The 12,107-nt window shown below is 71.8% G+C and carries 10 protein-coding genes and 1 pseudogene; 7 read left to right on the top strand and 4 right to left on the bottom strand.

Going from position 1 to position 12,107, the window contains the following annotated elements; genetic code table 11:
* Positions 1-160: 160 nt before the first annotated feature.
* Positions 161-361 (top strand): annotated as a pseudogene (locus ACWCWD_RS34305) (hypothetical protein); the annotation flags it as partial.
* A 205-nt stretch (positions 362-566) separates the two neighbouring features.
* Here ACWCWD_RS34305 and ACWCWD_RS34300 read toward each other — a convergent pair.
* The 3 genes from ACWCWD_RS34300 to ACWCWD_RS34290 form a co-directional block, all read right to left on the bottom strand.
* Positions 567-1,649, bottom strand: coding sequence for a S1C family serine protease (locus ACWCWD_RS34300; RefSeq protein WP_450779103.1), 1,083 nt, complete (start codon positions 1,647-1,649; stop codon positions 567-569).
* Positions 1,650-1,852: 203 nt separating this feature from the next.
* Positions 1,853-2,596 carry a class I SAM-dependent methyltransferase gene (locus ACWCWD_RS34295; protein ID WP_450779138.1) on the bottom strand — a complete coding sequence of 248 codons (744 nt, stop codon included), beginning with the start codon at positions 2,594-2,596 and terminating at the stop codon, positions 1,853-1,855.
* A 59-nt stretch (positions 2,597-2,655) separates the two neighbouring features.
* A complete protein-coding gene (locus ACWCWD_RS34290) occupies positions 2,656-3,252 on the bottom strand; it encodes a DUF3043 domain-containing protein (protein ID WP_450779101.1) in 597 nt (198 codons plus the stop codon).
* 310 nt (positions 3,253-3,562) lie between these two features.
* Here ACWCWD_RS34290 and ACWCWD_RS34285 point away from each other — a divergent pair, with 310 nt between their 5' ends.
* From ACWCWD_RS34285 to ACWCWD_RS34265, 5 genes are all read left to right on the top strand, one after another.
* Positions 3,563-4,348 carry a PspA/IM30 family protein gene (locus ACWCWD_RS34285; RefSeq protein ID WP_266703513.1) on the top strand — a complete coding sequence of 262 codons (786 nt, stop codon included), beginning with the start codon at positions 3,563-3,565 and terminating at the stop codon, positions 4,346-4,348.
* 8 nt (positions 4,349-4,356) lie between these two features.
* Entirely contained in the window at positions 4,357-4,635 is a 279-nt protein-coding gene (gene pspAA / locus ACWCWD_RS34280) for a PspA-associated protein PspAA (protein WP_390962810.1), read from the top strand.
* Between the two features lie 217 nt (positions 4,636-4,852).
* Positions 4,853-6,109 (top strand): sensor histidine kinase, encoded by a 1,257-nt coding sequence (locus tag ACWCWD_RS34275; RefSeq protein WP_450779098.1) that lies wholly within the window; start codon positions 4,853-4,855, stop codon positions 6,107-6,109.
* Positions 6,106-6,795: a response regulator gene (locus ACWCWD_RS34270; RefSeq protein WP_450779096.1), complete on the top strand. Its 690-nt coding sequence runs from the start codon at positions 6,106-6,108 to the stop codon at positions 6,793-6,795. Before ACWCWD_RS34275 ends, ACWCWD_RS34270 begins: the two co-directional genes overlap by 4 nt.
* A gap of 217 nt (positions 6,796-7,012) precedes the next feature.
* Complete coding sequence (locus tag ACWCWD_RS34265; protein WP_450779094.1) at positions 7,013-10,189, top strand: efflux RND transporter permease subunit; 3,177 nt, start codon at positions 7,013-7,015, stop codon at positions 10,187-10,189.
* A 93-nt stretch (positions 10,190-10,282) separates the two neighbouring features.
* Here ACWCWD_RS34265 and nadA read toward each other — a convergent pair whose 3' ends face one another.
* Positions 10,283-11,479: a quinolinate synthase NadA gene (nadA, locus tag ACWCWD_RS34260; RefSeq protein WP_327175317.1), complete on the bottom strand. Its 1,197-nt coding sequence runs from the start codon at positions 11,477-11,479 to the stop codon at positions 10,283-10,285.
* A 263-nt stretch (positions 11,480-11,742) separates the two neighbouring features.
* Between nadA and ACWCWD_RS34255 the strand changes: the two genes are divergently transcribed.
* Entirely contained in the window at positions 11,743-12,099 is a 357-nt protein-coding gene (locus tag ACWCWD_RS34255) for a HesB/IscA family protein (protein WP_266703501.1), read from the top strand.
* Positions 12,100-12,107: the final 8 nt, after the last annotated feature.

The raw sequence follows: 12,107 nt of genomic DNA, 5'->3' as shown, positions 1-12,107 counted from the left end.
CTCCCCGGACCACGGGCCCCGCCGGACCGTCCGCGGGCCCCTCGGGCGCCGCCCGAGGACGGGTTCCCGGCACCCGGGGCGGCAATCTTCCGGACGATCGCGGCAGGATCGCGGGTCGAGGCCCTAGGCTCGGGGCAGCAACAGGACCCAGGAGGCTGACATGGCGTGGACGTGGCGGTTCGAGAAGTCCGACGGTACGGAGACGGAGCCGGCGCTGCAGCCGGAGGAATTCACGACGCAGGGTGACGCGGAGTCCTGGATCGGTGAGTTCTGGAAGGAACTCCTGGACGGCGGGGCGGACCAGGTGACGCTCTTCGACGACTCCACGAAGATCTACGGCCCGATGAGCCTGCACGCGGAAGCGCCGGAGCCCGACCCGGAACCGGACCCGGAGCCCGGCGCGGAACCGGACCCGGAGCCCGGTACTGCTGACGGCGCCACCGGCGCTGCCTCCCCCGACGCGGCGGCCGCGTCCGGCCCGGAGGCGGAGACCGTCTGACCGGACGGGAGCGGGTGGGAGGGGGACTCCCGGACCGCCCGCCCCCGTACCCGCCCGACCGACGGGGTCAGATTTCCCCGAGCGTGACCTCGGCCGTCCGCGTGGTACCGCCGCGGGTGTACGTCACCTTGACCCGGTCCCCGGGCTGCTCGCCGGCGAGCGCCTCCGCGAGCGAGGTGATCGTGGTGACCTCCGTGTCCCCGATCCGGGTGATGATGTCGCCGACCCGCATCCCCGCGTCGTACGCGGCCCCGCCCCGGACCACGCTCACCAGCGCCACACCGGCGGGCTGGTAGTCGTCGTCGACGACCGTGCGGCCGGTGATGTCGAGCGCGGCCCGCCCCGAGTCGGTGACCTTGCCCTTGTCGATGATCTGGTCCGCGATGGTCTTCACCGTCGACACCGGGATCGCGAAGCCGATGCCGGGCGCCGCGCTGTTGCCGAGGGCGGGGTCGGTGGCCGCGAGCGTCGGGATGCCGATGACCTCGCTGTTCAGGTTGACCAGCGCGCCCCCGCTGTTGCCCGGGTTGATCGCCGCCGAGGTCTGCACCATGTTGGCGAGGGTCGCCCCCGTGCCGCCGCCGGACCGGGACTCGCTGACCGTCCGGCCGAGCGCCGAGACGATGCCCTGGGTGACGCTGCTGGACAGGCCGAGCGGCGAGCCCATCGCCAGCACGATCTGCCCCACCTCGACCTTCTCCGAGTCGCCGAACTTCGCCGCCCGCAGTCCGTCCGGCTTGTCGTCGAGGCGGATGACCGCGAGATCCTGGTCCGGGTAGGACGAGACCAGGGAGGCGTCGAGCACCTTCTCCCCGGTGGCGACGCTGACCTTGAAGGACTTCTCGTCGCCGACGACGTGCGCGTTGGTCACGATGTTGCCGTCGTCGTCGTAGACGATGCCGGAGCCCAGCCCGTCGGCGGTCTGGATCTGGACGACGGAGGGCAGCACGTCATTGATGACCCGCTGGTAGTCGGACTCCAGCTCCGCCACGGCACGGGACGCGGAACCCTGCCGGGCCGCCGACGCGGAGGGGGCGGGGGAGTCCGTGCCGGAGTCGGAGCAGCCGCTCACCAGGGCGAGAGCGCCGAGACCTGCGGCCAGGGACAGCGGCAGCCGGCGCGCGCGGCTGCGGGAGGGGGATGCGTCCATGTCCGGAGTATCCCGTTCGTCCCTGCCGGGCGGCGGGTGCTGCTGGGCCGAACGGACCGTACGGAGACCGGCGCGGGCGGACGCGTTCGACCCGCCCGGCGCACACGTCCCGCCGGGGGCGCCGGACCTGCCGGACGCGTCGGACCGCCCCGGTCGCCCGGAGGCCCGCCCCGCCGCGACGGGGGGGGAGGGCCGTCAGGCCCTCAGGTCCGTTCGCCGCGTACGCCGCAGAGGTGGAGCAGCGCGGCGACCCGCCGGTACGGGTCGGTCCGCCCGGCCCGTTCCTCGGCGGCGAAGATCTGCTCCAGCTCGGCGGGCCCGGGCAGCGGGGTGTCGCCCGGGGTGTTGTCCGTGAAGACGCGCACCCCGTACCAGGCATGCAGCGGCGCCGCGATCCCCGCCAGGGTGGCGGTCAGCGCGTCGATCCGGTCGGCCCGGACCCGGAGGCCGAGCCGGTTGGTGTAGCGGGCGCTGTCGAAGGCGGCGTGCGCCGAGCCGAAGTCGCCGGCCGCCGCGGGGCGCATCGCGAGCGCGTCGCCGTTCCGTACGACCAGCGAGAGGAGGCCGCCGGGCGCCAGCACCCGGGCCAGCCCCGCCAGGAGGGCGTCGGGCTCCTCGACGTACATCAGTACGCCGTGGCAGAGCACCATGTCGAAGGTGCCGGGCAGGAAGTGGACACCGGTCTCCGAGCCGTCGCCCTCGATCAGCCGGACGCGCTCGCGGATGCCCTCCGGCTCGTGCTCCAGCGCCTCACGGGCCGACGCCAGCATCTCGGGGTCGGAGTCCAGGCCGGTCACCGAGTGACCGGCCCGCGCCAGGCGCAGGGCCTGAGTGCCCTGGCCCAGCCCGACGTCGAGGACGCGCAGGCGCCGCCCCACCGGGAAGCGGGCGGCTATCTGCTCGTCCAGCTGCCGGGCCACGAGCTCCTGGCGGACGACGTTGCGCAGTCCGCCGAGGCCCGAGAGCCAGGTCGAGGAGCCTCCGGCGAATCCCGAGGCTCCCGCGGTCAGGGCCGCTCTCCTCGCTTGACCTGCGGCTTCGGCAGCCGCAGCCGGCGCATCTGGAGCGTACGCATCAGGCCGTAGGCGACGGCGCCGCGCTGCGGGGTGTCCGGGAAGCGGATGCGCAGCTGCTTGCGCAGCCGGAACGCCAGGCCGATCGAGTCCAGCACGATCAGCACGATCACGCCGAGCCAGAGCAGCAGCGAGATGTTCTGGATGTTCCGGATCTGGATCACGCTGAGGACCAGGATGATCACTGCCATGGGCAGGAACCACTCGGCGATGCTGAAGCGCGAGTCCACGAAGTCGCGGGTGAAGCGCCGCACCGGGCCCTTGTCGCGGGTCGGGAGGTAGCGCTCGTCGCCGGAGGCGAGGGCCTCGCGCTGCTTGGCCATGTCGACCCGGCGTGCTTCGCGCGAGCGCTTCACCGCCTCCTTGCGGTCGACCGGCGTGGTCGAGGCGCGACGCCGCTGCGTCTGTGCCTCGCTGCGCTTCGGCGTGGGGCGACCCTTGGGAGCCTGGGGGTCGCGGGACTGGGTGGAGAGGTCCGCCGTCACCTTGCCGGTGGGGGCCTTCTCTTCTTTGGAACGGCTACGGAACACAAAACCCAAGGGTACGGGGTCCGGTGGGCGGGCAGTCGGACCGGGCGGGAACGATCCGGCAACGGCCCGCGTCCTCAGCGCTGTACCCACCGGCGCGGCACCGGGGCGACAGGGGCATCCGCCCCGGTCGGCCCGCATCCGTCGCGTACTCCTCGGGCGGGAGCGGCCGCCCGCCGCAGTCGTCCTTGGGGAGGAGCACATCGGGCCCCGAACAGTGCGGTAATGGATGCGGGGCCCGTACTGTGGGTTCTGTCGGAGTGCTGGAGTTCAGTCGTCAAGAAGGGGGCGCGCGAAGCCCATGAGCGGTGTCATGAAGCGGATGGGAATGATCTTCCGCGCGAAGGCGAACAAGGCCCTTGACCGGGCCGAGGACCCGCGCGAGACCCTCGACTACTCGTACCAGAAGCAGCTGGAACTGCTGCAGAAGGTGCGCCGCGGAGTCGCCGACGTGGCGACCTCGCGCAAGCGGCTGGAGCTGCAGCTGAACCAGCTGCAGGGCCAGTCGTCCAAGCTGGAGGACCAGGGCCGCAAGGCGCTCGCGCTCGGCCGGGAGGACCTCGCCCGCGAGGCGCTCTCCCGCCGCGCCGCCCTCCAGCAGCAGGTCACCGACCTGGAGACGCAGCACCAGACGCTGCAGGGCGAGGAGGAGAAGCTCACTCTCGCGGCCCAGCGGCTCCAGGCCAAGGTCGACGCCTTCCGTACCAAGAAGGAGACGATCAAGGCCACCTACACCGCGGCCCAGGCGCAGACCCGCATCGGTGAGGCGTTCTCCGGCATCTCCGAGGAGATGGGCGACGTCGGCCTGGCCATCCAGCGGGCCGAGGACAAGACGCAGCAGCTGCAGGCCCGGGCCGGCGCGATCGACGAGCTGCTGGCCTCCGGCGCCCTGGACGACCCCACCGGCACGGCGAAGGACGACATCGCCGCCGAGCTGGACCGCATCTCCGGTGGTACGGATGTGGAGCTGGAGCTCCAGCGGATGAAGGCCGAACTGGCCGGCGGCACCTCGGCGGGCCAGCAGGCCATCGAGGGCGGCTCCCAGGACACCGCGCCCGGCTCCCAGCAGCAGTCACCGCACCGGTACGACAAGAGCTGAGGACGGTCATGATCGTACGGATCATGGGGGAGGGCCAGGTAGAACTGGCCGACGGCGCGATCGCCGAGCTGAACGCGCTCGACGACGAGTTGCTCGCGGAGATGGAGCGCGGCGACGGACCCGGTTTCCGCACCACGCTGCACGCCCTGCTCGGCCGGGTGCGCGAGCTGGGGTCGCCGCTGCCGGACGACTCCCTGGAGCCGTCCGAGCTGATCCTGCCGTCTCCCGACGCCACCCTCGAAGAGGTCCGCGCGATGCTCCACGACGACGGGCTCATCCCCGGCTGACCGGACCCGATCCGACGCACTCGCACACCGAGCACTCCACGCCACTCCGCTCTGCGCCACTCCACTCCACGCCGCCGCCCGCCCGGACCTCCGGGCGGGCGGCGGCGTATGCGTACGGGGTGCGCACGGGGCGTACGTACGTGCACGGGGGCGTACCGGAGCGCGATGCCCGCCGCTCCGGCCGCCCCGCTTCCCGCACGCCGTACCGTTGCCCGACGTGACCACCCTCGGAACCGGACTCGCGCGCGCCCGCCGCTGGCTGCGGGACCACCCGCTCGCCTTCGACGCGGCGCTCGCCCTCGCCGTCCTCGGGACCATGCTCGTGGCGTCCTTCGCCGACTCCGGCGGCCCCGGCCACCACGGGCCCTCCTTCGGCTCGCGGACCCCCGCCGTGTCCAGCGTCGTCCTGATGCTGCTCGGCGGCGCGGCGCTGGTGCTGCGCAGGAGGCGGGCCCTCCAGGTGCTCGGCTTCACCTGCTGCCTGTCGGTCGTCGAGTTCGTGGTGGTGGACCCGCCGGGACCGGTGGTGATGAGCGCGGTCGTGGCCCTCTACACCGTCGCCTCCCGCACCGACCGGCCCACCACCTGGCGGGTCGGGCTGGTCACCAGCGGTGCCCTCGCCGCCACCGCGATGATCTTCGGCGCCGCCCCCTGGTACAGCCAGATCAACCTGGGCGTCGTCGCCTGGACCGGCCTCGCCGGGGCGGCCGGGGACGCCGTACGCAGCCGCCGGGCCTTCATCGACGCGATCCAGGAACGCGCCGAACGCGCCGAGCGCACCCGGGACGAGGAGGCCCGCCGCCGGGTCGCCGAGGAGCGGCTGCGCATCGCCCGCGACCTGCACGACGTCGTCGCGCACCACATCGCGCTGGTCAACGTCCAGGCCGGGGTCGCCGCCCACGTCATGGACAAGCGCCCGGACCAGGCCAAGGAGGCGCTCGCGCACGTACGGGACGCCAGCCGCTCCGCGCTCAACGAACTCCGCGCCACCGTGGGGCTGCTGCGCCAGTCCGGCGACCCCACCGCCCCCACCGAACCGGCGCCCGGTCTCGCCGTCCTCGGCGATCTGGTCGAAACCTTCCGCAACGCCGGACTCCCGGTCGAGGTCGCCTGCCCCGAGCAGGCCGCCCCGCTGCCCGCCGCCGTCGACCTGGCCGCCTACCGGGTCGTCCAGGAGGCCCTGACCAATGTGCGCAAGCACGCCGGAGCCGGTACGAAGGCCGAGGTCAGCGTCGTACGGGTCGGGGCCGTGGCCGAGGTGACGGTGCTCGACAACGGGCGCGGCACCCCCGCGGTCCCCGCCCAGGGCGGACTCGGCGGCGGCCACGGCCTCCTCGGCATGCGCGAACGCGTCACCGCGCTCGGCGGCACCCTCACGGCGGGCCCCCGCTACGGCGGCGGGTTCCGGGTGCATGCGATCCTCCCCCTGGACGCCCGCCCGGGCGCTCCGGACCGTACGGGGGGACTCGCGTGAGCGTGATCAGGGTGCTGCTCGCCGACGACCAGGCGCTGCTGCGCAGCGCGTTCCGGGTGCTGGTCGACTCCGAACCCGACATGCGGGTCGTCGGCGAGGCGGCCGACGGCGCCCAGGCGGTGGAGCTCGCCCGCGCCACCGCCCCCGACGTGGTCCTGATGGACATCCGGATGCCCGGCACCGACGGCCTCGCCGCGACCCGCCTGATCGGCGCGGACCCGGCGCTGTCCGGCGTACGGGTCGTCATGCTGACCACCTTCGAGGTGGACGAGTACGTCGTGCAGTCGCTGCGGGCCGGGGCCTCCGGGTTCCTCGGCAAGGGCGCCGAACCCGAGGAACTCCTCCAGGCGATACGCGTCGCCGCCGCGGGCGAGGCGCTGCTCTCCCCGGTCGCGACCAAGGGACTCATCGCCACCTTCCTCGCGCAGGCGGCCTCCACGGACGAACTGCCCGACGCCGCCGCCCATGCCGCGCGGCTGGACGCGCTCACCGTCCGCGAACGCGAGGTGCTGGTCCAGGTCGCAGGCGGGCACTCCAACGACGAGATCGCCGAACGCCTCGCGGTCAGCCCGCTCACCGTCAAGACCCATGTGAACCGGGCCATGGCGAAGCTCGGCGCCCGCGACCGCGCCCAACTCGTCGTCATCGCCTACGAGTCGGGACTGGTACGCCCCCGGGGCGCGTGACCCAGGCAGCGGGCGGCGCGGACACGGGTACCGCCGGGGGTGCGGACCGGGTGGAGACGGCGTACTCCAGCTGCGGTACACGGAGGCCGTAAAAGGCACCCGGGGGGCCGACGTTCGGCCGCGGCCCATCAGGGATCGTAGGAGTGGGCCGGGTGTGTCCCCTTCGACTCACGCATCCGCCCGTCACCGCGTACGCCACAGAAGAGAGACGTAACCCATGTCCTGGCTGTCAAGGTTCAGCCTCGCGCAACGGGCCCTGATCGGGCTGATCTCCATCGTCGCGCTCGTCTTCGGGGCGATAGCGATCCCCCAGCTCAAGCAGCAGCTGCTGCCGACCATCGAGCTGCCGATGGTGTCGGTCCTGGCGCCCTATCAGGGGGCGTCCCCCGATGTGGTCGAGAAGCAGGTCGTCGAACCGCTCGAGAACGCCATCAAGGCCGTCGACGGCATCGAGGGCGTCACCTCGACCGCCAGCGAGGGCAACGCCGTCGTCATGGCCAGCTTCGACTTCGGGGACGAGGGCACCAAGCAGCTCGTCGCCGACATCCAGCAGGCCGTGAACCGGGCGCGCAACCAGCTCCCCGAGGGCGTCGACCCGCAGGTCATCGCCGGTTCCACCGACGACATCCCGACCGTGGTCCTCGCCGTCACCTCGGACAAGGACCAGCAGGCGCTCGCCGACCAGCTGGACCACACCGTGGTGCCCGCGCTGGAGGACATCGAGGGCGTAGGCCAGGTCGCCGTCAACGGCGTCCAGGACGTGCAGGTCACCGTCGTCCCCGACGACAAGAAGCTCGCGGCGGCCGGTCTCTCGGCGTCCTCCGTCTCCCAGGCGCTCCAGGCGGCCGGCGGCACCATGGCGGCCGGCTCCTTCGCCGAGTCCGGCAAGAGCCGCACCATCCAGGTCGGCAGCGGGTTCACCTCGCTCCAGCAGATCGAGGACGTCCGGATCGTCCCCGGTGCCACCACCGGCAAGCCCGGGGCCGCCGCCAAGCCCGGCAAGCCGGTCCGCCTCGGTGACGTCGCCACCGTGAAGCAGGAGGAGGCCACCCCGGTCTCCATCACCCGCACCAACGGCAAGCCCAGCCTCGCCGTGATGGCGACGATGGACAAGGACGGCAGCGCCGTCGCCATCTCCGACGCGGTCGAGAAGATCCTTCCCGACCTGCGCAAGGACCTGGGTGCCGGCGCGGAGCTGACGGTCGTCACCGACCAGGGCCCGGCCGTCTCCGAGGCGATCTCCGGTCTGACCATCGAGGGCGCGCTCGGCCTGCTCTTCGCCGTCGTGGTGATCCTGATCTTCCTGGCGTCGATCCGCTCGACGCTCGTCACCGCGGTCTCCATCCCGCTCTCCGTGGTCCTCGCGCTGATCGTGCTGTGGACCCGGGACCTCTCGCTCAACATGCTCACCCTCGGGGCGCTGACCATCGCGATCGGCCGGGTCGTCGACGACTCGATCGTCGTCCTGGAGAACATCAAGCGGCACCTCGGCTACGGCGAGGAGCGCCAGCCCGCCATCATCGCCGCGGTGAAGGAGGTGGCCGGAGCGGTCACCGCCTCCACGCTCACCACCGTCGCCGTCTTCCTGCCGATCGGCCTCGTCGGCGGCATGGTCGGCCAGCTCTTCGGCTCGTTCTCGCTCACCGTCACGGCGGCCCTGCTGGCCTCGCTGCTGGTCTCGCTGACCGTCGTTCCGGTCCTCTCCTTCTGGTTCCTGCGCGCCCCCAAGGGCACCGACGAGAACCCGGACGAGGCCCGCCGCAAGGCCGAGGAGAAGGAGGCGGCGAGCCGGCTCCAGCGGATCTACGTCCCGGTCCTGGGCTTCGCGACCCGCCGCCGCGTCACCAGCGTGGTGATCGCGCTGGTGATCCTGCTCGGCACGTTCGGCATGGCCCCGCTCCTGAAGACCACCCTCTTCGACCAGGGCGAGCAGGAAGTCCTCTCCCTCACCCAGGAACTGGCTCCGGGCACCAGCCTGGACGCGGCCGACGAGGCCGCCCGCAAGGTCGAGAAGGTCATCACGGCCGACAAGGGGGTGAAGGACTACCAGGTCACCGTCGGTTCCTCCGGTTTCCTGGCGGCCTTCGGCGGCAGCACGGGTGCCAACCAGGCTTCGTACCAGATCACGCTGAAGGACGCGGGCGACTACGAGGCGGCCCAGAAGCGGATCGAGGACGGCCTCGCGAAGCTGGACGGCATCGGCCAGACCAGCATCGCGGCGGGCGGCGGCTTCGGCAGCCAGGACCTGAGCGTCGTGGTCAAGGCCGCCGACCGGGACGTGCTGGAGAAGGCGTCCGAGAAGGTACGCACCGCGGTGGAGAAGCTGGACGGCGTCACCGACGTCCAGAGCGACCTCGCGCAGAGCGTCCAGCGCATCTCGGTCCGCGCCAACGACAAGGCGGCCGCGGCGGGCTTCGACCAGACCACGCTCGGCGCGCTCGTGTCCGGCGCGGTCGGCGGCACGAAGTCCGGCAAGGCCCTGCTCGACGACACCGAGCGCGACGTCGTCGTGAAGTCCGCGACTCCGGCCACCACCATCGCCCAGCTCAAGGACCTGAAGGTCGGCGCCGTCCGGCTCGGTCAGATCGCGGACGTCGACCTGGTCCCCGGCCCGGTCTCCATGACCCGGATCGACGGCCAGCGCTCCGCCACCATCACGGCGCGGCCCACCGACGAGGACACCGGCGGGGTGACCCGGGAACTGACGAAGAAGCTCGACGCGCTGGACCTCCCCGAGGGCGCCACCGCCACCATCGGCGGCGTCAGCGCGGACCAGAGCGACGCGTACACGAAGCTCTTCCTCGCCATGCTGGCGGCCGTCGCGATCGTCTTCATGCTGCTGGTGGCGACCTTCCGTTCGCTGATCCAGCCGCTGATCCTGCTGGTCTCCATCCCGTTCGCGGCCACCGGCGCGATCGGTCTGCTGCTCGCCACCGGCACCCCCATGGGCGTCCCGGCGATGATCGGCATGCTGATGCTCATCGGCATCGTGGTCACCAACGCGATCGTGCTGATCGACCTGATCAACCAGTACCGGACCCAGGGCATGGGCGTCGTCGAGGCGGTCGTCGAGGGCGGCCGCCACCGGCTCCGCCCGATCCTGATGACCGCGCTGGCGACGATCTTCGCGCTGCTGCCGATGGCGCTCGGCATCACCGGCCAGGGCGGGCTCATCTCCCAGCCGCTGGCCGTCGTCGTGATCGGCGGTCTCATCACCTCCACCCTGCTGACGCTCCTGCTGGTGCCGACGCTGTACGCCATGGTGGAGCTGGGCAAGGAGCGCCGGGCCAAGAAGAGGGCGGCCAAGCGCGCGGCGAAGAGCGGGGTCCCCGCACAGCGCGACTCCGACTCCGGTACGGACGGCTCCCGCGAGGCGGCCCACTCCGGCGTCTGACCCCGCACGGCACCCGCGAAAAGGGCCCGGCCCCCGCACTCCCCTCACGGGAGTGCGGGGGCCGGGCCCTTCGCCGTACACGGCGCGCGTGCGCTACGGCAGCGCGAGCATCCGCTCCAGCGCCAGCTTGGCGTACTTCTCGGTCTCCGGGTCGACCTCGATCCGGTTGACCAGCTTGCCCTCGGCCAGCGACTCCAGCGTCCAGACCAGGTGCGGCAGGTCGATCCGGTTCATCGTGGAGCAGAAGCAGACCGTCTTGTCGAGGAAGACGATCTCCTTGTCCTCGGCAGCGAAACGGTTCGCCAGACGGCGCACCAGGTTCAGCTCCGTACCGATGGCCCACTTGGAGCCGGCCGGGGCCGCCTCCAGCGCCTTGATGATGTACTCGGTCGAACCGACCTGGTCGGCCGCCGCGACGACCTCGTGCTTGCACTCCGGGTGCACCAGGACGTTGACGCCCGGTATGCGCGCGCGGACGTCCTCCACGGACTCCACCGAGAAGCGACCGTGCACCGAGCAGTGCCCGCGCCACAGGATCATCTTCGCGTCGCGCAGCTGCTGCGCCGTCAGGCCGCCGTTCGGCTTGTGCGGGTTGTAGAGGACGCAGTCCTCCAGCGACATCCCCATGTCCCGGACCGCGGTGTTGCGGCCCAGGTGCTGGTCGGGGAGGAAGAGGACCTTGTCGCCCTGCTCGAAGGCCCACTCCAGCGCCCGCTCGGCGTTGGAGGAGGTGCAGATGGTGCCGCCGTGGCGGCCGGTGAACGCCTTGATGTCGGCGGAGGAGTTCATGTACGAGACGGGGACGACCCGGTCGGCGACGCCCGCCTCGGTCAGTACGTCCCAGCACTCGGCGACCTGCTCGGCGGTGGCCATGTCGGCCATCGAGCAGCCCGCCGCGAGGTCGGGCAGCACGACCTTCTGGTCGTCGCCGGTCAGGATGTCCGCGGACTCGGCCATGAAGTGCACACCGCAGAAGACGATGTACTCGGCCTCCGGGCGGGCGGCGGCGTCACGGGCCAGCTTGAAGGAGTCGCCGGTGACGTCCGCGAACTGGATGACCTCGTCGCGCTGGTAGTGGTGGCCGAGGACGAACACCTTGTCCCCGAGCTTCTCCTTGGCGGCGCGGGCGCGCTCCACCAGGTCCGGGTCGGACGGGGAGGGCAGGTCGCCGGGGCACTCCACGCCGCGCTCGCTCCTCGGGTCGGCCTCACGGCCGAGCAGGAGCAGGGCCAGGGGCGACGGCTGAACATCGAGTTCCACAGGGGGGTGGGCCGTGGTCACGTCACGCACCCTTTCTTGTCATTGATGAGCGCGGCGGAGCCGGTCGGTGAGGCCGAGGGCCGACGCCGGGAGTCTTTTCGTCTATTTGACGTTATCTATGATAGCCGGGTCGCGTCAGTTTGACGACGTCGTTACCGTCGATGTGACGCATACCCTCGCGCGCGCCGTGTGCGAGCATGAAAAAGAACAGACGGACGCGGGCGCGGAATGAATCCGCGCGCGCGACGGTTGCACCGTCGGCAAGCAGTCCGTACAACCCGGGAGAGAAGCAGATGTCCGTATCGGACGAGACCACCACCGTGAGCGACGGCATCCTCCTGTCCGACGCCGCCGCAGCCAAGGTCAAGGGCCTGCTGGACCAGGAGGGCCGCGACGACCTCGCCCTGCGCGTCGCCGTACAGCCCGGCGGCTGCTCCGGCCTGCGTTACCAGCTCTTCTTCGACGAGCGCTCGCTCGACGGCGACGTCGTGAAGGACTTCGACGGAGTCAAGGTCGTCACCGACCGCATGAGCGCCCCGTACCTCGGCGGTGCCTCGATCGACTTCGTCGACACCATCGAGAAGCAGGGCTTCACGATCGACAACCCCAACGCCACCGGCTCCTGCGCCTGCGGCGACTCCTTCAGCTAACCCTCACC

The sequence above is a fragment of the Streptomyces sp. NPDC001493 genome, from assembly GCF_053597235.1.
The sequence above is the reverse complement of the archived record's forward strand: the minus strand, read 5'-3'. Positions and strand labels throughout refer to the sequence as shown.

Excerpts from the sequence above, each read along its gene's own strand:
- ACWCWD_RS34300 (WP_450779103.1), bottom strand. The coding sequence starts at position 1,649 with ATGGACGCATCCCCCTCCCGCAGCCGCGCGCGCCGGCTGCCGCTGTCC.
- ACWCWD_RS34285 (WP_266703513.1), top strand. The coding sequence starts at position 3,563 with ATGAAGCGGATGGGAATGATCTTCCGCGCGAAGGCGAACAAGGCCCTT.
- pspAA (WP_390962810.1), top strand. The coding sequence starts at position 4,357 with ATGATCGTACGGATCATGGGGGAGGGCCAGGTAGAACTGGCCGACGGC.
- ACWCWD_RS34265 (WP_450779094.1), top strand. The coding sequence starts at position 7,013 with ATGTCCTGGCTGTCAAGGTTCAGCCTCGCGCAACGGGCCCTGATCGGG.
- ACWCWD_RS34255 (WP_266703501.1), top strand. The coding sequence starts at position 11,743 with ATGTCCGTATCGGACGAGACCACCACCGTGAGCGACGGCATCCTCCTG.